This is a genomic window from Halobacillus sp. SY10 (genome assembly GCF_045401165.1).
Classification (GTDB): domain Bacteria; phylum Bacillota; class Bacilli; order Bacillales; family Halobacillaceae; genus Halobacillus; species Halobacillus aidingensis.
Window position 1 is genome coordinate 2,178,291 of sequence record NZ_CP174345.1, and the last position, 21,093, is coordinate 2,199,383.

The following is a 21,093-nucleotide window of genomic DNA, read 5'->3' on the forward strand; positions in this document are numbered from 1 at the left end:
AGCCCGGCTTATCCAGCCGGGCTTTTTTCATGTTAAAACTGATAGATTTTTTTATATTTATTTGTTAAATAATCTATAAGATGATCAGGATTCAATCCTTCACCAGTAATGTCATTTAAGATTTGCAGCGGTTTTTTCATTTTTCCATACTGATGGACGTTTTCCGTCAGCCATTCCTTTACTTTGTGAAAGTCGCCTTCTTCAATGTATCGATCCACATCAATTTCTTCTCTCATCTTGGAGTTCAACTGGGCCGCATACATGTATCCTAATGCATAGGATGGAAAGTAGCCGAAATCCCCACCCGACCAGTGAATGTCTTGAAGGACTCCTTCAGAATCACTCTCAGGCGTGATTCCAAGGTAGTCTTCCATCTTTTGATTCCACAGTTCAGGGAGGTCCTTCACTTCAATTTCACCAGCAATCAAAGCTTTTTCCAACTCATAGCGGACCATAATGTGCAAACAATACGTCAACTCGTCCGCTTCAATCCGAATCAAGGATGGTTTCACTTCATTGACAGCTGGATAAAACTTCTCAAGGGATAAGTGTTGGAAGTGCTCAGGGGCATAGTTCTTGAACAACTCATAATGATTTCTCCAAAAGCCTTCACTACGAGCGATGAAATTCTCCCAAAACAAAGACTGTGATTCATGAATACCCATGCTAGTCCCGTCCGCAAGTGGTGTAAAAGCAAGCTTTGGATCGATGTTCTGTTCGTAAAGGGCATGGCCTCCTTCGTGAATCGTTCCAAAGACAGCTGTCCGGAAATCTTTTTCGTCGTATTTCGTTGTTACCCTCACATCATTGGTATTCAGTCCGATCGCAAAAGGGTGCACCGTCTCATCTAAACGTCCGGCATCAAAATCATAACCCATGCGCTCTAAAATCGCTTCACTGAACTCAGCTTGGCATTCTTTCGGGAAGCGGCCCTTCAGGACTGAGGGGTCAGGTTGATTTGGCGCTTCTTTGATCTGTTTAAGAAGAGAAGATAAAGCTTCCCTCACTTTTGGAAACACTTCATCCAGGACCTTCACAGTTACGCCCGGTTCGTAATTGTTCAACAAAGCATCATAACGATGGTTTTCATATCCCCAATAATCTGCGAATTTGCGGTTGTACTCGACCAACTTTTCCAAGTATGGGCGGAAACTTTCGAAGTCGTTGTTGCTTTTCGCCTCTCCCCACATGGATTCAGCTTTGGTTTGGAGCGTAACATAAGCTCTATACTCATCGGCTGGAATCTTAGCCGTTTTGTTGTACGTTTCCTCCGCTTCTTCCACCGCTCTTTTTAACATGGGATCTTGGGTCTTTCCTTTGAGTTCATCAATATAATGGCGCATTTCCTCCGAGGTCTGAATCTCATGAACTTTTTGGGACATGACCCCGATCACTTCCGAACGACCTTCGATTCCTTTTCGTGGGGCTTTTGTTCTCATATCCCAAGCCATCAGCCCGATCGCTTCCCCATAAGCCGATTGTTCTTTTAATAGATCCATAAATTTCTGTTCGGTTGTATGACTCAAATCTACCTCTCCCCTTCACCTAAATGAATAACTTTATCAAACAAATTAGAAACCGAATCCTTTGCCATTGTCAGGCTTCGATTTTGGCTTCCTGCCGAAATATTGATAATAATCCGTTTTGATAAAGCCATTGAAGAGCTTCCGTTTTTTAGTGGCAGGCTTACCGTAAAGTTTCTCAAACCCTTCATGAGAAGTAAGAATGTACACACTCCAAGATGGATGATCACGCATAATCGCACCAAGGTTGCGATACATCTCTTCCACTTCTTCCCGCTCACCCATACGCTCTCCATAAGGAGGATTAGACACGAGGTACCCGTTTTCCTGCTTCGGTTTGAAATCACTCATCTGCATTTGTTTCCAAGTGATCAATTCTCCGAGTCCTGCTTCCATTGCATTTTTTTTCGCGATTTCAATCAGGTCGGGGTCAATGTCAGAGCCGAAGATTTGAAGTGGCTGGTCATAATTCGCTGAATCTTCCGCTTCTTGAAACGCATCATCCCAAACCTTCTGCGGTATGAAACTCCAATTCTCTGAAGCGAATTCCCTGTTAAAACCAGGTGCGATATTCTGACCAATTAATGCGGCTTCTATGGCAATCGTCCCTGAACCACAAAACGGATCCACAAACGGTTGATCAGGGGTCCAATTTGTAATCTGTACGAGTGCAGCGGCCAGTGTCTCTTTTAATGGCGCCTCCCCTTGGCCTACGCGATATCCTCGCTTATGCAGTCCACTTCCTGATGTATCAATTGTCAATAACGCTTCATCCTTATGAATCGCCACTTCTACTCTGTAAAAGGCCCCGGTTTCTTTCAACCATGAATCAATGCCATGTTTGACCTTCAATCGTTCTACTATCGCTTTCTTAACAATCGATTGACAATCCGGAACACTGTATAGCTTCGATTTCACCGATTTACCAACAACAGGAAATTCTCCGTCTTCCTCTATAAAAGTTTCCCACGGCAATGCCTTCGTGTTTTCAAAAAGTTCATCAAATGATGTGGCTTTGAACTTTCCAACCAACAATTTGACACGATCCGCTGTCCGAAGCCAAAGATTGGCTCTCGGTATTGCTGAAACGTCCGCTTCAAATATAACTCTTCCATTTTCTATCTGAATGTCTTCATAGCCTAAAGCTTTAACCTCTTTACCCACTATGGCTTCAAGTCCCATAGCTGCCGTTGCAATCAACGTAACTTTTTTCGACATAATGAACCTCCTTCATATGTAGCATGAACAAACAAAAACGATTTCGTTCACTAATAAATGCATTACAAAAAGAAAAAACCCTTCTAAAAAGCATACGGCTTTTCAGAAGGGTGTCATCTGTATCATTAGCGACCTTTGAATACTCTGTAAGCCATGTTCTGTGCCATTGTACTGCAAACGGTGGTCAACCTCGTACTCCGGTGGCAATCATCTATCTGCCGTCAAACGGCCTCTCCTCTGGTTCATTTCCCATTGAAAAGTGCCCCTACCTATATTTGGGTTGCTCGCTCGTGGGGTTTACCTCGTTCCACCCGAAGTATTTCTACTCCGGCTCCGTCACTGTGGCACTTTCAAGGTAGTCATTCCATATCAGAGACTTAGGAATTTTCCCTGCCGTAAGTTCTAAAGAACTCCCTTGACTTATGGTTTCGTCAAGCACGAACACTACAAGCATCGCAGCTTGTGCGAGCATGGACTTTCCTCTGTATAGAAACCTATACAGCGATTACCCGAGTATTCAAATGAGCATTATCATTTGTCACTGCGTCTCTTAAGACGTGCTAAACCATTATAACAGACACTTACTCGCTTGTCATTGGAAAAAATTGAATACTAGTCAGCGTATTTATTGCCAAAAACAGCCTTCTCTAAGTTTGAAACACGCTTCAAAATATCATAATTCACTTGATGATTATTCGTGGATGGTTGCCTTTGTCTCTGTGTCGTTTCCCGTGATGACATTTTCTTCAAACGATCATTTTCCTGCTGCAGGCGTTCAATTTCCTGTTGAAAACGGTCGTAATCCTGAATAATCAAGTCCAGATACTCATCTACTTCTTCCTGGTTATACCCTCTCATAGACGTTTTAAAGTCTTTCTCAAGTATATCCTTTCCGCTTAAATGATACTCTTCTAAGTTCATTTTTCTCACCTCTGTTTCACACATTATATCCATTTTTTCAAAAGGTCACCAAAATGTCAATTTCAAATCTGGAACATTTATTGACTCCAGAAATCTGGATCGGCCATCCGAAGCTCTTCTACCGTCTCTTCAAGGTCTAATGGAGTAATATAAACGATCTCATACCCTCCTTGATCTTGAGCCTTTTTCGCTACTCTTAAGAAATATTGTGGACTACCTTCTGTATCTTCATCATACAAAACGAGACATCCTTCCGAGTGATCGATTAGAAATTGATCTTTTGCTCTGAATTGATAAGGACCTTCATACCCTTTATTATAAATCGGCTGGTAGAAATCGGCGGTCATTGTTATTTCTTCATAAACAAGCTTAAGATCTTCAGGCCATCGCTCTTCCTGGTTTTCAAAAGGTGGAAGAACGCCTAATTTCACATCATACTCTTCTTTTAGATCGAGCACGACTTCTGCCGTCCATAACTCGACTCCCATTTGTCCTGAAATGAGCACCCATTGCAAACCTTCTTCTATGTAGGTAAGTAATCTTCTTTTTATGGTCTCTTTTACGAAATCGACTTTTTGGTCATTATGCTTGAAAATACCCATTTCCATCGGTTTATAACCCGTCACAACAATGGTTTTCAATGTTCTTCCTCCTTATCCTTCATTTATTTTAATATGTTTCATAAAAAAAAGAAAATAAGCCACAGTTTCGTGGCTTATCTCATCTTAACTATTTGAGCCTGAACCCATCATTGGCATCTGTCCCTGGCCCATCATCGGCATTTGACCCTGGCCCATCATTGGCATCTGACCGTCACTCATCATCGGCATTTGGCCCTGGCCCATCATTGGCATCTGACCGTCACCCATCATCGGCATTTGGCCCTGACCCATCATTGGCATCTGACCGTCACCCATCATCGGCATTTGGCCCTGACCCATCATTGGCATTTGACCACCTTGGCCCATCATACCTTCCATCTCTTCCATATCCTCTTCGTTCATCATCGGCATTTGGCCTTGACCCGAAGGCATTTGACCCATGTCTTGAGGATTCATATAATCCATCCAGTTATAGTCTGGTGAAGACCCTTGAGGAAAAGCGAAGTCTTGAGTTCGGAAGTTGTTTTGCTCAGAAACCATATATGGGAAATAGTGGTTGTTATTCAACGTGTGATTGTTTCGCACGAGAATGTGCGTAGGGTGAATGTAATCTTGGTTTTCACAGAAGTAATTATCCACTACACAATTTTGGACAGGACAGACGATCGGTCTACGGTTTCCGGCTGGAGAAGACATCGGAGACATAGGTCCACAGCCGCAAGAGTCCTGCATAGAATGTTGATGCATTGTGCTTTCACTCCTTGTTCTTTTTATTCCTTATCAGCGTATGTCACAAAGAGCGTGAATGTACTAGGCGATATCATCATATCCTTTACTTTCTTAATGACAGATACCCAATCATTTGAATAAACATTTGTTAACCTCCTGCAGAAGCATCCTGTTTTAAAGCATTTGGACTAGAGGGATGGGATTAGAACAAGTTCTCAATCTAATTAGTGATTTCTTCAAATGGATAAATAAAAAAAGGATGAGAGTCTCATCCTTTTCCTGCCTATTCCGCCTCTTCTTCTGATAGATCAGCAGAAGAAAACGAAAATGGAAGTATTTCTTCCATTGTAAATGTTTTAGTATCCCCGTGCAGATTCGTAGTGTGAATTTTAACATCAGACTGGAAGAATTCACTCATGACTTGACGACAAGATCCACATGGCGGAACCGGTCTTTTCGTGTCAGCGACAACGGCCAGTTCCTTGAATTTGTCATGTCCATCAGAAACGGCTTTAAAAATTGCCACTCTTTCAGCACAACAGGTAACCGGATAGGCGGCATTTTCAATATTGCATCCCGTATAAAGGGTTCCATCTTTTGTGACTAGAGCAGCACCTACGGGGAATTTAGAATAAGGTACATAAGCTTTTTCCCTTATCTTTTTAGCTTCATTGATTAGTTGGTTTGATTCCATTTACATCCCTCCCTACTCATGGGAAGGTCATTATATATGAATATTAGCAAAATGTAAAGCGGTTTCATATTCGCTTTGGTGTAGCACATCGGGGGAGCATTTAATTGACACATGTGTCGGAAAAAAGTTTATACTGAAAGAGCATTAAAATCATATAGGTTAGGAGGAACAAAATGAAGTCAATTTTAAATTACAACAAAATCATTTGGATTTTTATTTTGTTATTGATTTTCACAGGGATTTTCACCTATCTGCAACTACCAAAAAGGGAAATTCCTGAAATTAATGTAAATGTCTCATCTATTTCCACGGTTTATCCTGGAGCAACACCTCAAGAAGTGGAACGAACAATCATCAATCCTATAGAAGAAGAGCTTTCGAATACAGAAGGGATTGATGAGATCACCTCTGCGTCCACAACAGGATTCGGTACAGTGACCGCTACTCTATCCGGGGATGAAGATACAGATACAACGAATGCCAAGATCCGGCAAGCCGTATCAGAAGTATCAAGGTCTTTTCCAGAGGAAGTCCAAGCCCCTGACGTGAACACAGACACTACGATGTCAGCCGTTGCTTCCTATCACTTATACAGTGATGAGCGAACAGAATTATTTAACTTACGCGAAGAATTAAAAGAATGGAAGGCAGAATTGACCAAGACCCCTGGTGTCGATTCCGTTTTAGTCAAAGGCCTGCCCGATCAAAAAGTAGCTGTCAGTTTGGATAATGACCAATTGAATGAGTTGCAAATATCTCCATCTTCCGTAATCAGTTCTTTGAGTGAAGAATTAGGACCTTCACCAATTGGTTCAGAACAAAGAGATGGCACCATCCATCAACTAATTTTCGAGAAATATTCAGACATTGAAGGATTGGAGAGTTTATTTGTCGGAAATAGCTCGGAAGGAGAGCCTGTCACCCTCGCAGAAATTGGGTCCATAGAGATTACAAACCAAGAAGTTGAAGACCTTATTACTTATAAAGACCAGGCTGCTCTATCTGTCACCGTACTTACTGAAGAAGGGGTAAACATTAGTGCCCTTCAAAAAGAATTGACAGACAAGATTAATGTTTTGTCAGAACAGCTGCCATCAGAAATTCAGGTCGATCGATTTTACACACAAAGCACAATCATTGATGAAGTCTTTTCGAATCTGATTACTTCCTTTGCTATTTCGTTTCTTGCTGTCATCATCATTATGGTACTGGGTCTTCCGTTATCGTCAGCGATTCTCGTTGCTTTATCGATCCCAATATCCATTCTCATTGGTTTAATCCCTCTTCCATATGTCGGAGTGGATTTAAATCAAATTTCAGTCATTGGAATGATTATAGCCATTGGTATTTTGGTAGACGACGCTATTGTCGTCAATGACAACATTCAAAGAAGATTTCAACTCGGAGATGGCCCGATGGAAGGTACAATCCGGGGTGTGAGGGAAGTCGGCAAGTCCATCATTACTTCCACACTCATGATCATTTTCAGTTTCCTGCCTTTGACGTTTCTATCGGGATCGAACGGGGATTTCATCAGAGCCCTGCCATCTGTCTTAATCTTTACGGTGTTGGCATCCACCATCATTGCTCTGACCTTCATACCTACCGTTCAATATGCAAGGAAAAAACGGAGGAAAAAATCTAAAAAAGCAAAATCGGGACTTCTTGGTGGTTTGTTTGATCGAGTAGAACGTATCTACGCTGACAGGATTCTTCCTACTACTACGAAAAAGCCACTAGTCACTTCCTTAATTGGTCTTGTTGTGTGTGCCCTATTAGCTACACTCGCCATTCGGATTCCGTTTGAGTTTTTCCCTGCTGCTGATCGTCCTGAAGTCACCATTTCTGTTGAGAACCCTCAAGGAACTACGATTCAGGAAACAGAACAAGGGTTACAAGAATTAACCGAATTTCTAGAGGAATCTGAAGAAAACATTACTGAAACAGCCATCTATTCAGGTAGTGGCCTTCCTAACTTATTCAGTTCAGGATTGCAGCGTTCCGGTGAGAATACAGGTCAAGTGCTGGTCCGGGTAGACAGGGACCAGACGAGTGCTAGTGACTTTATAGAGGAATGGGAGGAGCCTTTAAGGGAAGAGTTCCCGGAAAGTGAAATTTTCCTTGAAACCATTGTTTCTGGTCCACCACCTTCACCACCTGTCCAGATCCAAATCCAAGGTCCTGAAATTGAAACATTGATTTCCGAGGCAGAGGAAGCAAGAAATCGATTAAGTGAGCTGGAAGGTGCTGAAATAGCTACACTAAATGCCGAGACACAGCCTTTCACGGAATACAATGCTGATCGTACACTGCTTGCGGAAAATAATATTGCGATCAACCAAATTACATCTCAACTCCAATTGGCAAATATCGGAGTACCTTTAGGCACTTTCGACAATGGTGTAGAACGCTTACCGATAGAAGTAATGGTCGACGACGGCGTAGAGGATGGTGTAGCCCTATCTGAGCTGAACGTTGTCAGCCAGCAGTCGAGTCAAGGTGATGGCCCACCAGAAATCCTTACACTTGATGAAATTATCACAACAGATTCAACTGAACGGATCGGTGTAATTCCGCACTTGGATGGAGAACGCACCATCACAGTTGAAGCATATCCTGAAGAGGGAATGGAAAGTAGCTTCAGTCAACAATCATCGGGAGTCATAAACGACATTAAAAATGACCTTCCGGAAGGTTATTCGCTTGTTGAAAGCGGCGAATCGGATGCACGTTCCGAGTTCTTTGTAGAAGTAACGAAGCTATTTGTCATCGTCTTGTTCTTAATCTATTTGACGATTGCCATCCAGTTCAATTCCCTGCTTATGCCTTTACTGATCACAGGAACCGTATTTTTAGCCGTAACAGGGGCCATAATCGGACTTTTCGTTTCAGGGGAACCGCTCAGTTTCTTAGCTGTATTAGGCATCGTCTCCCTTTCTGGTATTGTTGTAAGGAACTCCGTCATCCTTGTCGAGTTTATTGAGCAGAACCGGGAACGATATACCAGTAATGTAGAAGCTGTCATTGAAGCAGGTCGAGCAAGAATCCGCCCAATCGTCCTGACATCGTTAACATCAATTGCAGCCCTTGCACCAATCATTTATACAGGAGATGTACTTTTCAAGCCACTGGCGGTATCGATTGTATCCGGTCTCGCCTTTTCAACAGTACTCACACTTTTGCTTGTTCCATCGTTTTACTTGTTAATATCCAGAAAATAACTGGCGGATGTGGGATTAAAGGATACCCTTTAAAACTTCATTCAAATGAAAAAAGCTCCCTTATTGGGAGCTTTTTTCATTTCGTTCTATATCGTCAAGTACCATATCCAAAACATAATGGGAGGATTGATATAATTCTTTGAACCTTTTGCGATGGACATCCAAGTAATAACTATGAAGGATGATCATTTCAATATTTTCATGTGTTGATTTCACTTGGTTCGGATGCACATTCGTTTTTCGGTCTTTCACGAAGGCTTCTGCTTCCTTGACCCATTCGTTGGTCAAATGGAACATCGGATCCGTTTCTTTTTTAACCTGATTAAAAAAGTCATAGCTCTTTTTTTCCACGGGACCTTCCGTATTTAAAAAGCGTTGATGTCGTTCATCAATTAGTCGCTTCAATTCATTCGTATTGGCTTTTAAATTCATTACTTCCCACACCTTTCCTCCTTCATAATATCATGAGGGAACAAAGGGCATCAAAATCAACCTACGGAACGACGTCTGGCCTGTTGAGCAACCTTACCCATATATTCATACCGACGTTCTCTTTTCATCTTCCTTAATTCATCACGAAGCCCGAAGACTTCATTCTTCAATTCATCCATTTCTTTACGGTGGGAGACGGCCATATTAAACACGATTTCATCTGTTTTGATCGACAACCTGCGCTCAAGTAAGGAGAATTTTTCCTGTAAGTGCGAGAGCTGTTCCTCAAATTCATTTGGTGTGATGACACTATTTTTCTTCATACACTACTCCCCCTTTTATTGGTGTTATACAAATTCTCTATTGCATGCATAACTCCTCTACGGATGACAAGACTAGAACTAAAGCAACAAAACAAGTCAAACCAGACTTTAATCTTCGACATAAAAGGAGAAAAGCATATGGCTAAGAAAAAAGAACAGAAAAATAAGAAACCGACACCAGCAAAAACGGACAATCCTAAATTAGCTGGTGAGAACCGTCCTTCTACGTGATTGGACAGATGCTGTTGCTATTTTTTATAGCAGCAGCTTTTTTTATAAAAAACATTTGAAACAGCAGAAACAACAATGTTCTATTCCCTCTTCTTTCGATTTAATAATTTCGGGAGTAAAGGATACCATTCACTCACTACACGAGACAAAAAACCCCTTCCATTATCGAAGGAATATGATTAGGGTTTTGAATGGAATATGGAAGGGAAGATAGTCATGGCGGATTCCTTATATGTGTCAATCGTGTGAACAGGTGAAACTTTCCTTTCTTTTATACGTCTAAATAAAATGAGTCGCATGTATATATTCTTGGACACGAAAATTTGGTATGATACTCTCATGGCTATAGGGAGGGATTGGTTGTGAATTATCCCAATGGGAGACGTGGTTCCAAGACAAATTTGGCTCCCAAAGGAAAAACAAAACCGGATTTCAGTAACAGGGGAATGTCACTGGAAGAAGACATTAATGTAACAAATGAATATTATCTGCAAGCAGGAGTAGCGGTGGTCCATAAAAAACCCACGCCTGTTCAAATTGTACAAGTGGATTACCCGAAGCGTAGCGCCGCTGTCATTAAAGAAGCGTATTTCAAACAAGCCTCAACGACAGACTTTAATGGAGTTTATCGTGGGAAGTACATCGATTTTGAGGCTAAAGAAACGAAAAACAAAACGTCTTTTCCATTAAGTAACGTTCACCAACACCAGATTGACCATATGAGGGCTGTCCAAGCACATGGTGGAATTAGCTTTATGATCATAAAGTTCACACCTCTGGACGAGACATACCTCCTGCCATCCTCAGCGATTTTTTCTTTTTGGGAAGATCAGTGGAATGGTGGAAGGAAATCGATTCCTTATGCTTATATCACAAATGAAGGAATCAAAATCCCTTTTCATTATCAGGCCAGGGTTCACTATGCCACTGCCATCGATAAGCTTTATTTCTGAAATGGAGGAAATGTAAATGGCCAACGATAGCCAGTCACGTACAGCAAGAAGAAAACAAAAGAAATCATCGAAAAAAGGAAAAAGCAATTCAAAATTCAAAAGGATTTTTATGACCCTCTTAACCATCGGAGTTGTTCTGATGTTAGGGGTTGGAGCACTATTCGCCTATTATGTCGCTACGGCTCCAAGTTTAGATGAATCGAAATTATCCGATCCATTCTCTTCCAAAGTTTATGACAAAAACGGAGACTTGTTTGCTGATTTAGCCGGAGACGAACGGCGGACGAAAATCACATACAACGACATTCCTACCGTTCTTGAAGACGCTGTATTAGCGACAGAAGATGTACGCTTTTTCGATCATATCGGTATTGACTTCCGTAGAATCGGAGGCGCCGTACTGGCGAACATCACTGGCGGGTTCGGTGCTGAAGGAGCGAGTACAATCACACAACAAGTCGTCAAAGAATCATTTTTGACGAAAGATAAAACCATAAAACGTAAAGTGCAAGAACAGTATTTGGCTATTAAGTTAGATCAGGAATATTCCAAAGAAAAGATTTTAGAAATGTACCTGAATAAGATTTACTATGGTGCTGGGGCTTACGGGGTTGCTGAAGCTGCGGAAACTTATTTTGGTAAGAAAGAGCTCAGTGAGCTAACATTGCCTGAAGCTGCCCTATTGGCAGGTCTCCCTCAAAGGCCGAGTGGGTACATGCCATTTGAAAATCCAGATTTAGCGAAGGATCGAATGAACACGGTTCTTAGTTTGATGGTACAACATGGGAAAATAACAGAAGCTGAAGCAGAAGAAGCACGACAAGTGAAGGTCGAAGACATGTTGATTGAAAGACAACCTGAAAAAGAAGCACCATTCCAAGCGTTCCTGGATGAAGTGGAACGTGAAATTAAAGAGAAAATGGATGGTTCAGATATATATAAGGACGGGTTGAAAATTTATACAACGCTCGATCCTAAAGCTCAGGAACAAGTTCAGCAGCTCTTAAGTAATGAAGGCCCTACTCCGTGGCCGGATGAAAAATTAATGGCGGGAGTTGCTGTAACCGATACACAGACAGGTGCCATTCGAGCGATTGGTGGAGGCCGAAACTACCAAAAAGGTCAATTCAATACGGCCACACAAATCAATCGTCAACCAGGTTCAACATTCAAACCGATTACAGCCTATGGACCAGCGATTCAATATAATAAAATGTCCACTTATCATCAGATTAAAGATGAAAAAACTGAATTTGACGTCAATAACGGATGGACACCCAATAATTTTGATAATAAGTTCAGAGGATGGGTATCAGCGAGATATGCTTTAAGCCGTTCATTAAATATCCCAACCATTAAATTAATGGAAGAAACAGGGGTCGATAAAGCTGAAGAGTTCGCAAGTGGACTCGGCTTTAAAATACCTGAGAAAGGTTTTATGCTTTCAGATGCCATTGGAGGCGGAGTGGGAACAAACCCTAAAGAAATGGCGGCTGCCTACGCTGCCTTTGGTAATGAAGGTGTATATAATGAACCGCATACTGTAACAAAAGTCGAAGTACCCGGTGAAGGAACGATTGAACTGACTCCGGAGCCTAAGTCTGCCATGAACAGCTACACGGCCTTCATGATCTCTGATATGCTGAAAACAACTATGAGTGAAGGTACAGGAACAGCTGCCAATGTACCGGGTATTAATGACGCAGGTAAAACTGGAACGACAAACCGTGGAGATTCTGCATCAGACTCCTGGTTCAATGGGTACACAACGAACTATTCCATATCCATTTGGTCTGGTTACGATGGAGAAGATCCAATGTCCCAGGCGGCAAAAGATATACCCAAACAGATTTACAAGCCCCTGATGAGTCAATTATCGCAAGGAATAGAAACGGCTGACTTTACTAAACCGGATTCCGTTGCATGGGTAGATGTAGAAAAAGGTTCCAGACCAGCACGTTTACCTAGTGAATATACACCTTCGGACCGGATTGTGACAGAACTATTCCATGTAGATAATCAGCCTTCTAAAGTATCAGAAACTTATCAGAAGCTGGATCCCGTCCAATCGTTGGCAGGTAAATTCAATGAAGAAACATCCAGTATAGATCTCTCTTGGTCCTACGGAAATACAGATGGAGTCAGTTTCCGTATTGCTGCCTCTATTGATGGTGGAGAAATGAGAGAATTGACAACAACGAAAGAAACGAGTGTCGAGATTACGAACGTTGATCCGGGTGCTTCCTACGAATTTGCTGTAGTGGTCATCAGTGATGACGATAATACAGCAAATAGTGATCCGGCTACCGTCAAAGTTCAAGCTCCAGGTTCTCTTGAACAGGAAAATCCTGAAGAATCCGAAGACGGAGAAAATCAGGAAGATGAAGAAGAAAACGCTGAAGGTGAAGGTCCTCCTGAAGAAAACAACGAGGGAGACGGACAAGGAAATAACGGCGGAAACGGTAACAATAACGGTGATGGTCAAGGTAATGATCAAGGCAACGGCCAAGGCAACGGTCAAGGCAATGGACAAAACGATGGACAAGACGATGGATCTGAAAATAATGATGACAGTGAAAACGATGACCAAAATCAAAATGATGGTTCTGGTTCAGGTGGAGACAGTGGTTCAGAAGGAAATAGTGGTTCTGATGAAGAACAACCGCCAGCTGAAGAGGATCAGGATAATCAACAAGATGCGGCCTAAACAAAAAATACCCTCTCGAAAATTCGAGAGGGTATTTTTATTAGGACTTCTCTTTCTTTTTCATTCGTTTTTGTCCTTCCCTGCACAGAAATAATAAAGGACACTCTTCACAATTCGGACGCTGCGCTTTACAGTGATAGCGGCCGAAAAAAATCATCCGGTGATGGGTCACACTCCACTCTTCCACCGGTATTTTCCTCATCAACGTCTTTTCGACTTCCAACACAGAATCTTTCCATCGACAAAGAGCGAGGCGTTTGGAAACACGCTCCACGTGTGTATCCACTGCTATTGCAGGTTCATCAAAAGCAACGGAAGCTACGACGTTTGCCGTTTTCCTCCCCACTCCTGCTAAACTTTCCAGCTCTTTTTTTGTCGGGGGAACTTCCCCATTAAATTTCTCCACAAGTGTTTGGGAAAGCTTCTTTATGTTCTTTGCCTTGTTCCTGTATAAGCCGATCCGTTTGATATCATCCTGGAGCTCTTCTAATGGAACAGCGATATAGTCCTCGGGCTTTTTATATTTTTCAAAAAGGTGAGGGGTCACTTTGTTCACTAATGCATCTGTCGCTTGAGCAGAGAGAACGACAGCAACGAGGAGTTCAAAAGGATTGCTGTGTGTTAATTCGCACTCGGCCTCAGGAAACATTTCTTCAAACGTATCTAAACAATGACGGATTTGCTGTTTATTCAACATCGTATGTTTTAAGAATCCTCCTCCAACCAGTTATAGTAAAGGGAGATATCCCGCTTCTTATTTTCCTGCTTTTGTGTTTTTGGTGCCTGTTGGCCTTGGCGGAACTGCTTGCCCTGTTCCCGGGCTTGCTCCACCGTTTTGACACCTTTACGTTTCCACTCCCTCAGGATGCGGTCAATGTATTTAAAATTCAATTTGCTCATTAATACAGCTTCTCTTAACGCGGCCTTGATCAATGCAGGGGATTGATCTTCCTCATCAAGCCATATATTGATGGTTTCAATTTCAAATGGAGACAGGGGTCTCCCGAATTCTTGCTCGAACAACGGAAAAATATTCTCATCATACGACCGGTCATTCGTTTGAGGTTTCGGTGATGCAGCAAAAAGTTTTTCCCACAAAGGCTCCAATGAATAGTACTCATTAAGCACACGATCTTCATTTTGATTTTGTTCAATCGTCATCATTCTTTTTTGTATCAGGCTTCTAAGCACTCGTGAACATTCTTGCGCTGTAATGGAAAGATGAGCTGCCAGTTGTTCAGGTGTAGGAAAACCGTTGCCTTCTGTGCGAAAACGGTGAATTTGCAAAAGAACGACCAATTCTGTTTCATTCAACTTCAGCTGATGAAAATGTTCAAGAAGTTTGGTTGGAACGACCATTTGGTTATCCATGATGTTCTGAAAGCTTTGGTATTTAGCCAAATCAATCCCTCCATTCTTAATCTTCATGGAATGAAAAACACCGATACGCCACAGGCGTTAAATCGGTGTTCGTTCATCCACATGATTGGTGATCACGGGTAAAGTCGATTCAATAAACGAGGGAATGGAATAGTCTCGCGAACGTGCTCGACTCCTGAAATCCAAGCGACCGTACGTTCAAGTCCTAGTCCGAAGCCAGAGTGCGGAACACTACCGTACTCACGTAATTGTAAATACCATTTGTACGCATCCCCTGTGAGATCATGTTCTTCATACCTCTGTTGCATTAACTCGAGATCATCAATTCTTTGAGATCCACCGATAATTTCACCGTACCCTTCAGGAGCGATCAAGTCGGCACATAGGACCACTTCCGGACGCTCTGGGTCTGGCTTCATATAGAATGCTTTGATTTCAGCAGGATAATTCGTTATGAAAACAGGCTTATCATAGCTTTCAGCAATAGCTGTTTCATGTGGGGCTCCAAAATCTTCTCCCCATTCGATATCATCAAATCCTTTATCTTTCAAAAGTTGGATGGCATCGTCATAACTAATGCGCGGGAATGGAGCTTGAATTTTTTCAAGTTTCTCTGTGTCACGACCGAGTGCATCAAGTTCAATCTTACAGTTTTTAAGAACCGATTGAACGACATGAGAAACATACTGTTCCTGTACTTGAAGACTGTCTTCATGGTCCATGAAGGCCATTTCAGGCTCAATCATCCAGAATTCAATCAAATGACGGCGGGTTTTTGATTTCTCAGCACGGAACGTTGGTCCGAAACTGAATACTCGTCCAAACGCCATCGCCGCAGCTTCCATGTAAAGCTGACCACTTTGAGACAAATAGGCATCTTCATCAAAATATTTCGTATGGAAGAGTTCTGTCGTTCCTTCCGCCGATGATCCCGTAAGAATAGGAGGGTCAATTTTGACATACCCATTGTCATTGAAAAATTCGTAAGTGGATCGAATGATTTCATTTCGTACTTTCATGACGGCATGTTGACGCTTAGATCGTAACCACAAATGGCGGTGATCCATCAGGAACTCTGGACCGTGTTCCTTTGGTGTGATTGGATAGTCGACAGCTTCGTGAATGACTTCAAAATCTTTCACTTGCATTTCATACCCAAGTGGCGAACGAGTATCTTCCACGATCACACCTGTCACATAAAGAGAAGACTCCTGTGTTAAAGCTTTAGCATCTTGAAACTTATCTTCCCCGATTTCTGCTTTAACGACGATCCCTTGCATAAACCCTGTTCCATCACGAAGTTGCAAGAATGCAATTTTACCACTGGAGCGTTTGTTACTAAGCCAAGCTCCTAACGTCACTTCTTCGCCTACATATTTTGATACTTCAGAAATAGTTGTTTTCACACTAAAACCTCCAAAAGCTTAAGATTGATGTTTGTTTACAAAACGTTCGATTCGATCAGCTGCTTTTTCAAGCTGATCCAGAGATGTCGCATAGGACAGGCGCACATTATCAGGGCTTCCGAATCCAGACCCAGGTACGAGCGCAACTTTTTCTTCATCTAGTAGAGCTTTCACCCATGCATCCACGTTCTCAAAGCCACCCTGTTCAACTGCTTCTTTCACATTCGGGAAAAGGTAAAAAGCGCCTGATGGTTTCGCACAGTTCACACCAGGAATTTGTACAAGACGCTTGTGAAGCACGTCCAGTCGCTCTTTGAACGCTTCTTTCATTTCGTCTACTTTTTCTTCAGATGCCGTATAAGCAGCGAGTGCTGCGTACTGGGCAATGGTCGTCGGATTAGATGTCGAATGGGAAGCCATATTGGACATCGCTTTAATGACCGTTTTATTTCCCGCAGCGAAACCGATTCTCCACCCTGTCATAGAATGGGACTTGGAAACCCCGTTGATAATAATCGTTTGATCATAGAGTTCTTTTGAAAGCTGAGCTACGGAAACATGTTTTTCATTTGTATAGATCAATTTTTCGTAGATTTCATCCGATACAATGAGGACATCATGCTCAAGGCACACTTCGCCGAGCGCCTTTAATTCTGATTCCGAGTACATCATACCTGTCGGGTTACTTGGTGAATTAATGATCACAGCTTTCGTTTTAGGTGTGATGGCTTCTTTGAGTTGCTCTGGTGTAAGCTTAAAGTCATTGGATTCCTCTGCTGAAACAATCACAGGCGTACCTTCAGCGAGTTTTATCTGTTCTGGATAACTGACCCAGTATGGAGCCGGAACGATGACTTCATCCCCCTTATTCAAGAGGACCTGGAACAAAGTGAACAATGCATGTTTCGCACCTGTGGTAACGATGATTTGTTCATTTGTGTAGGTTAGGTCTTGGTCGCGTTTCAGTTTTGCTGTAATGCTGTTCTTCAGCTCAGGAACACCGCCAGCTGGTGTGTATTTCGTCATTCCCTCATCCATCGCACGCTTGGCAGCATCCAAAATATAAGAGGGTGTATTGAAATCGGGCTCGCCAGCTCCCAATCCAATCACATCATGACCTTCTGCCTTCAATGCTTTCGCTTTGGCTGTGATTGCCAATGTTGTTGATGGTGTTAAAGCTTGCACGCGTTGTGCTAATTCCATAAACGTTCACTCCTTTTACTCATTCTGTCTGAAAGCAAAACGCTGATCAAACGCTTCACCCTGCAATGTAAAATAATCCAGTACGTAACGGTTCTGTTCATCGATATAAGTCAATTGAAAAACAGGTTCGTTTTCCTCAAAACCATATTGTATATCTTTGAATGTACAATTGGAGCATGTATTCCCCCACCGGGAGCGCATCTCCTCCAAAGGCAGCGCTTCTTCTTCAGGAACCTCATCAAGGATCTTTTTTTCCTTGATGTCTATGAATAAAATAGATGCTTCTTTGGATTCGTTGATTCCTTGGACGATATGAAATTCTCTTTCGCCATGGTATGTAGAAACATGGTCGATCCTTGTAAGGTCCCCTTGTTCTCTAGCAATCGCTTCTGCTTGAGGGTGACCCTCTTTCCGGTCCTGATTCACATCTATATATACCCATAGGAAAAGGATAAAAGCTAGAATAAAGAGGGTTCCTACTATCGCAAGGCTCCACTTCAACCAACTAGGTACGGTAAATGGTGAAGACTGCGGTCTCAGCATCGTCATCATCCAGTGCCAACCCAAACATCAGATTATTTTCTTTCAGTGTGCGGTTCAATGTATCGACAATTTTATAAAGATCATCAGACTTTTGGATTCTGACCGTCGATAACGTTTCAATCTTATTTTCCATCGGTTAAAAACCTCCATTGTGCGGGGTCCGCTTTTTATTATAACAGGTTCGTCTAGTCCAATGCGCTAGCGTCAGAGCCATTTTTCAATCTTATTAATCAATTGACGGGTGGACTCATAAGATACGGGGACTTCTGGTAAGGAATTCAGGAAGTATTTCCCATACCTTGCCTCTATCAACCGTTGATCACAAATAAAGACGACTCCTCGATCAGAACTGCTTCGAATTAATCTTCCAAAACCTTGTTTGAACCGAATGATTGCATGAGGCAGGGATTTCTCCATAAAGGAATTTTTCCCTTCTTTTTGCAATCGTTCGTTCCTCATCGATTGTATAGGCTGATCTGGTGGTTGAAAAGGTAAACGGACCATCATTAGACAGGAGAGATCCTCTCCAGGTATGTCCACACCTTCCCAGAAAGAACTCGTCCCTAAGAGAATAGCCTGATCGAACGCTTGAAAGTTTTTTTTCAAACGATCTCTACTTCCACTTGATACGCCTTGTGCGAAAACCATGAACTCTTCTGGGTCAATAAACTCTTTTAGAAGTGTGTAGGTTTGACGAAGCATTTCATAAGAAGTAAATAAAACAAGCATTCTCCCTTTTGTCACTTCAGCAACAGAATAAATGGCTTCACTAAGCGCTTCAACAAACGAGTCGGGATCATTTTTTATGTTTGGGAAATCATTCGGTACCATAAGCTGGACCTGCTCCTTAAACTGATAAGGAGATGGAATGACAGCTTCTATGGTATTGGCAAAATCTTTTAACCCCAAGGACTTTCGAATGTACTCGAAAGAACCATCTGTTGATAAAGTGGCACTCGTCAAAATTGCACTACGCTTTCTACTAAAAAGCCGTTGTTCGAGAAGGTGAGCGACATCGTAAGGTTCACTGAATAAATAGATCGCGTTTACGGCTCCTTCTCCTTCAATTTCCACCCATTTCACTTCTTCTTCTCTTGTGAAATCAAAATAATGAATGAGCTGGGAGCGAATCTGTTGGCATACATCCATTTGATTGTTCAACCGGGAGAGAAGAATGGGAATACTGTAGTCTTCTCTAACTGCAAGCTGCATTCTCAGTTGTTCTTCCATTCTTCCCATGTGGACAATCAATTTTTTTATCATAGCTAAGAAACGATGGGACATTTCTTTAGCTGTGTCAATGAATGCCGGCATCTCTCCAGGTTTTAACAGAAGCTGGGTACGTCCAACATCACTCTTCCCTTTCCCAAACCTCTTCTGCTTTTTGACACTTTGATAAATATAACGCGAAAGATGACTCAGTTCTTCCTTCGCCTCATCAATAGATTGTTGGCCTCTCATCAGGTTCATATAAAAATCTTCCTGCAAAGACCATTCCTTATAAAGACTCTTATGAAAGATCTCTCCAAATTGGGTCAAATGCCGTTGAAGTTCACGATAATTCATTCGTACTCCAAAGTACCGACTAGCCACTGCTTCCAAATGATGAGCTTCGTCAATAATTACATGCTCATAATCCGGCAGGGCTGATTCCTCTTTCATTATATCCATGCAAAGAAGAGCGTGATTTGTAATCACTAGGTCCGCTTGAGCCGCCTTCTCCTGGGCCCATTGGAAAAAGCTGTCGTCAGTAATACCGAGCCTTACGGTTTTGCTTGACTGTTCAGATGATACTTTATGCCAAAATTGTCTGCCATTTGACGGAAGTTGAATTTCATCCACGTCCCCCGTACGGGTTATGGTCAACCAAACGAGAATCATCGCCTTTGTCAGTGCAATATCATAATTATCTTGATACGACCTCTCAAGCTCATAATGGAAGTGAATTAAACTAATATAATGAGATTTCCCTTTATAAAGTACAGCCTTAATCGGGCGGGGAAACATCCGCTCGACCTTAGGTATTTCTTCTTCCAGCAATTGTTTTTGCAGACTCGTCGTGTGGGTGGAAATGACGACACGTTTTCCACTTTCCATAGCCTGGAAAGCTGCGGATAGTAGGTAAGCGACTGACTTGCCCGTTCCAGCACCTGCTTCTAATATCGCATGATTGTTCTCTTCAAGAGCTTGCTTGACACTTGCTGTCATATCCTGCTGTCCTTTGCGGATTTCATAATCAGGAAGCAGACTCCCAAGGCCATTTTCTCCTTCAAACACTTGCGTTTTCCACGTATTGAACGGTGGAAGTTGAATGGTTTTAGGTGCACGGTCCGGCACTTGCTTACGGACGGCAATCCCGTGCTTAAGCATCACATCAGATTCGTTGTTGCTGCCATACCGCTTTTCCTCCAAATACTTCAGAAAGAACTCTCTGAAATCACTTTTCAATTTCCCTTCGATTTTTAACAGATGCTGGATCGTGCGCTCTGGGAGACGCTGAAGTTCTTTCAATAAATAAAGGAGCAAATCAGCGGTTACTTGAGCGTCTGACAATGCTCGGTGTGGTCGATCATGGCCCATCTCTAACCGTTCTGCTAGCTGTCCCAGCTTGAAAGTAGGAGAAGTCGGCATAAGAATGCGTGCGAATTCCACGGTATCAATAATCGGATTATGTAAAGGTTGATAACCGCACCGTACCAATTCATCATTTAGAAAACCCAGATCGAATTCGATGTTATGCGCCACAATGTAAGCATGTTGAAACAGAGGATAGACATCCCCTACAATTTCAGAAAAGAGCGGTGCATCTAAAACATCGTCATTTTCAATTCCGGTTAATGACCGAATAAACGGAGGGATCTCTTTTTCTGGATAAACAAGGGAAGAAAACTCTTCCACTATGGTCCCATTTTCCTCCATAACAACGACACCGATTTCTATGATGCGATCCCCTTTTGAAGCCGCATTTCCTGTTGTCTCTAAATCCACAATTGCAAATCTTTTCATG

The 21,093-nt window shown here is 42.3% G+C and carries 18 protein-coding genes and 1 other RNA gene; 3 read left to right on the forward strand and 16 right to left on the reverse strand.

Annotated features, from left to right (window positions below; translation table 11 throughout):
- Window positions 1-32 precede the first annotated feature (32 nt).
- The 7 genes from ACJA3J_RS11105 to ACJA3J_RS11135 all read right to left on the reverse strand — a co-directional run bounded on the left by ACJA3J_RS11105 (window position 33) and on the right by ACJA3J_RS11135 (window position 5,687).
- Complete coding sequence (locus ACJA3J_RS11105) at window positions 33-1,499, reverse strand: carboxypeptidase M32 (RefSeq protein ID WP_406946292.1); 1,467 nt, start codon at window positions 1,497-1,499, stop codon at window positions 33-35.
- A gap of 72 nt (window positions 1,500-1,571) precedes the next feature.
- Window positions 1,572-2,741 (reverse strand): class I SAM-dependent RNA methyltransferase, encoded by a 1,170-nt coding sequence (locus ACJA3J_RS11110; RefSeq protein WP_406944036.1) that lies wholly within the window; start codon window positions 2,739-2,741, stop codon window positions 1,572-1,574.
- Between the two features lie 142 nt (window positions 2,742-2,883).
- Window positions 2,884-3,258, reverse strand: an RNA gene (gene rnpB, locus ACJA3J_RS11115) — RNase P RNA component class B.
- A gap of 95 nt (window positions 3,259-3,353) precedes the next feature.
- The gene (gene gpsB / locus ACJA3J_RS11120) at window positions 3,354-3,662 is read right to left on the reverse strand and encodes a cell division regulator GpsB (RefSeq protein ID WP_089652604.1); all 309 of its coding nucleotides are present in this window, start codon (window positions 3,660-3,662) and stop codon (window positions 3,354-3,356) included.
- Window positions 3,663-3,739: 77 nt separating this feature from the next.
- Window positions 3,740-4,303, reverse strand: a complete 564-nt coding sequence (locus tag ACJA3J_RS11125; protein ID WP_406944037.1) for an SLOG family protein — start codon at window positions 4,301-4,303, stop codon at window positions 3,740-3,742.
- An 84-nt stretch (window positions 4,304-4,387) separates the two neighbouring features.
- Window positions 4,388-5,011: a CotD family spore coat protein gene (locus tag ACJA3J_RS11130; RefSeq protein ID WP_406944038.1), complete on the reverse strand. Its 624-nt coding sequence runs from the start codon at window positions 5,009-5,011 to the stop codon at window positions 4,388-4,390.
- Window positions 5,012-5,276: 265 nt separating this feature from the next.
- Entirely contained in the window at window positions 5,277-5,687 is a 411-nt protein-coding gene (locus ACJA3J_RS11135; RefSeq protein WP_406944039.1) for a cytidine deaminase, read from the reverse strand.
- 173 nt (window positions 5,688-5,860) lie between these two features.
- Here ACJA3J_RS11135 and ACJA3J_RS11140 point away from each other — a divergent pair, with 173 nt between their 5' ends.
- Complete coding sequence (locus ACJA3J_RS11140) at window positions 5,861-8,908, forward strand: efflux RND transporter permease subunit (RefSeq protein WP_406944040.1); 3,048 nt, start codon at window positions 5,861-5,863, stop codon at window positions 8,906-8,908.
- Window positions 8,909-8,968: 60 nt separating this feature from the next.
- Here ACJA3J_RS11140 and ACJA3J_RS11145 read toward each other — a convergent pair whose 3' ends face one another.
- Complete coding sequence (locus ACJA3J_RS11145; protein ID WP_406944041.1) at window positions 8,969-9,340, reverse strand: YppE family protein; 372 nt, start codon at window positions 9,338-9,340, stop codon at window positions 8,969-8,971.
- Window positions 9,341-9,396: 56 nt separating this feature from the next.
- Window positions 9,397-9,663 carry a hypothetical protein gene (locus tag ACJA3J_RS11150; RefSeq protein ID WP_089652545.1) on the reverse strand — a complete coding sequence of 89 codons (267 nt, stop codon included), beginning with the start codon at window positions 9,661-9,663 and terminating at the stop codon, window positions 9,397-9,399.
- Window positions 9,664-10,256: 593 nt separating this feature from the next.
- On the opposite strand from ACJA3J_RS11150, the gene recU reads away from it, so the two are divergent.
- Together recU and ACJA3J_RS11160 are read left to right on the forward strand one after the other, a co-directional pair.
- On the forward strand, window positions 10,257-10,847 hold the full coding sequence (gene recU / locus ACJA3J_RS11155) for a Holliday junction resolvase RecU (protein WP_406944042.1): 591 nt from the start codon (window positions 10,257-10,259) through the stop codon (window positions 10,845-10,847).
- Between the two features lie 16 nt (window positions 10,848-10,863).
- The gene (locus ACJA3J_RS11160; protein ID WP_406944043.1) at window positions 10,864-13,554 is read left to right on the forward strand and encodes a PBP1A family penicillin-binding protein; all 2,691 of its coding nucleotides are present in this window, start codon (window positions 10,864-10,866) and stop codon (window positions 13,552-13,554) included.
- Between the two features lie 40 nt (window positions 13,555-13,594).
- Here ACJA3J_RS11160 and nth read toward each other — a convergent pair whose 3' ends face one another.
- The 7 genes from nth to dinG all read right to left on the reverse strand — a co-directional run bounded on the left by nth (window position 13,595) and on the right by dinG (window position 21,092).
- Window positions 13,595-14,251, reverse strand: coding sequence for an endonuclease III (gene nth / locus ACJA3J_RS11165; RefSeq protein WP_089652548.1), 657 nt, complete (start codon window positions 14,249-14,251; stop codon window positions 13,595-13,597).
- Window positions 14,252-14,259: 8 nt separating this feature from the next.
- Window positions 14,260-14,955 (reverse strand): DnaD domain-containing protein, encoded by a 696-nt coding sequence (locus ACJA3J_RS11170; RefSeq protein WP_089652549.1) that lies wholly within the window; start codon window positions 14,953-14,955, stop codon window positions 14,260-14,262.
- 92 nt (window positions 14,956-15,047) lie between these two features.
- Window positions 15,048-16,340, reverse strand: coding sequence for an asparagine--tRNA ligase (gene asnS / locus ACJA3J_RS11175; RefSeq protein WP_160912074.1), 1,293 nt, complete (start codon window positions 16,338-16,340; stop codon window positions 15,048-15,050).
- 18 nt (window positions 16,341-16,358) lie between these two features.
- Window positions 16,359-17,543: a pyridoxal phosphate-dependent aminotransferase gene (locus tag ACJA3J_RS11180; RefSeq protein WP_406944044.1), complete on the reverse strand. Its 1,185-nt coding sequence runs from the start codon at window positions 17,541-17,543 to the stop codon at window positions 16,359-16,361.
- Window positions 17,544-17,558: 15 nt separating this feature from the next.
- Window positions 17,559-18,086, reverse strand: coding sequence for a DUF5590 domain-containing protein (locus ACJA3J_RS11185; RefSeq protein ID WP_181898715.1), 528 nt, complete (start codon window positions 18,084-18,086; stop codon window positions 17,559-17,561).
- Window positions 18,049-18,219 (reverse strand): YpmA family protein, encoded by a 171-nt coding sequence (locus ACJA3J_RS11190; protein ID WP_089652552.1) that lies wholly within the window; start codon window positions 18,217-18,219, stop codon window positions 18,049-18,051. Before ACJA3J_RS11190 ends, ACJA3J_RS11185 begins: the two co-directional genes overlap by 38 nt.
- A 71-nt stretch (window positions 18,220-18,290) precedes the next feature.
- The gene (gene dinG, locus ACJA3J_RS11195; protein WP_089652553.1) at window positions 18,291-21,092 is read right to left on the reverse strand and encodes an ATP-dependent DNA helicase DinG; all 2,802 of its coding nucleotides are present in this window, start codon (window positions 21,090-21,092) and stop codon (window positions 18,291-18,293) included.
- Between the last annotated feature and the right edge of the window lies 1 nt (window position 21,093).

Coding starts and splice junctions, on each gene's coding strand:
- ACJA3J_RS11190 (WP_089652552.1), bottom strand. CDS start 18,219: ATGGAAAATAAGATTGAAACGTTATCGACGGTCAGAATCCAAAAGTCT.
- ACJA3J_RS11105 (WP_406946292.1), bottom strand. CDS start 1,499: ATGGATCTATTAAAAGAACAATCGGCTTATGGGGAAGCGATCGGGCTG.
- ACJA3J_RS11150 (WP_089652545.1), bottom strand. CDS start 9,663: ATGAAGAAAAATAGTGTCATCACACCAAATGAATTTGAGGAACAGCTC.
- ACJA3J_RS11140 (WP_406944040.1), top strand. CDS start 5,861: ATGAAGTCAATTTTAAATTACAACAAAATCATTTGGATTTTTATTTTG.
- ACJA3J_RS11145 (WP_406944041.1), bottom strand. CDS start 9,340: ATGAATTTAAAAGCCAATACGAATGAATTGAAGCGACTAATTGATGAA.
- ACJA3J_RS11160 (WP_406944043.1), top strand. CDS start 10,864: ATGGCCAACGATAGCCAGTCACGTACAGCAAGAAGAAAACAAAAGAAA.
- dinG (WP_089652553.1), bottom strand. CDS start 21,092: ATGAAAAGATTTGCAATTGTGGATTTAGAGACAACAGGAAATGCGGCT.
- gpsB (WP_089652604.1), bottom strand. CDS start 3,662: ATGAACTTAGAAGAGTATCATTTAAGCGGAAAGGATATACTTGAGAAA.
- ACJA3J_RS11180 (WP_406944044.1), bottom strand. CDS start 17,543: ATGGAATTAGCACAACGCGTGCAAGCTTTAACACCATCAACAACATTG.
- ACJA3J_RS11135 (WP_406944039.1), bottom strand. CDS start 5,687: ATGGAATCAAACCAACTAATCAATGAAGCTAAAAAGATAAGGGAAAAA.
- ACJA3J_RS11130 (WP_406944038.1), bottom strand. CDS start 5,011: ATGCATCAACATTCTATGCAGGACTCTTGCGGCTGTGGACCTATGTCT.
- ACJA3J_RS11185 (WP_181898715.1), bottom strand. CDS start 18,086: ATGCTGAGACCGCAGTCTTCACCATTTACCGTACCTAGTTGGTTGAAG.
- ACJA3J_RS11110 (WP_406944036.1), bottom strand. CDS start 2,741: ATGTCGAAAAAAGTTACGTTGATTGCAACGGCAGCTATGGGACTTGAA.
- nth (WP_089652548.1), bottom strand. CDS start 14,251: ATGTTGAATAAACAGCAAATCCGTCATTGTTTAGATACGTTTGAAGAA.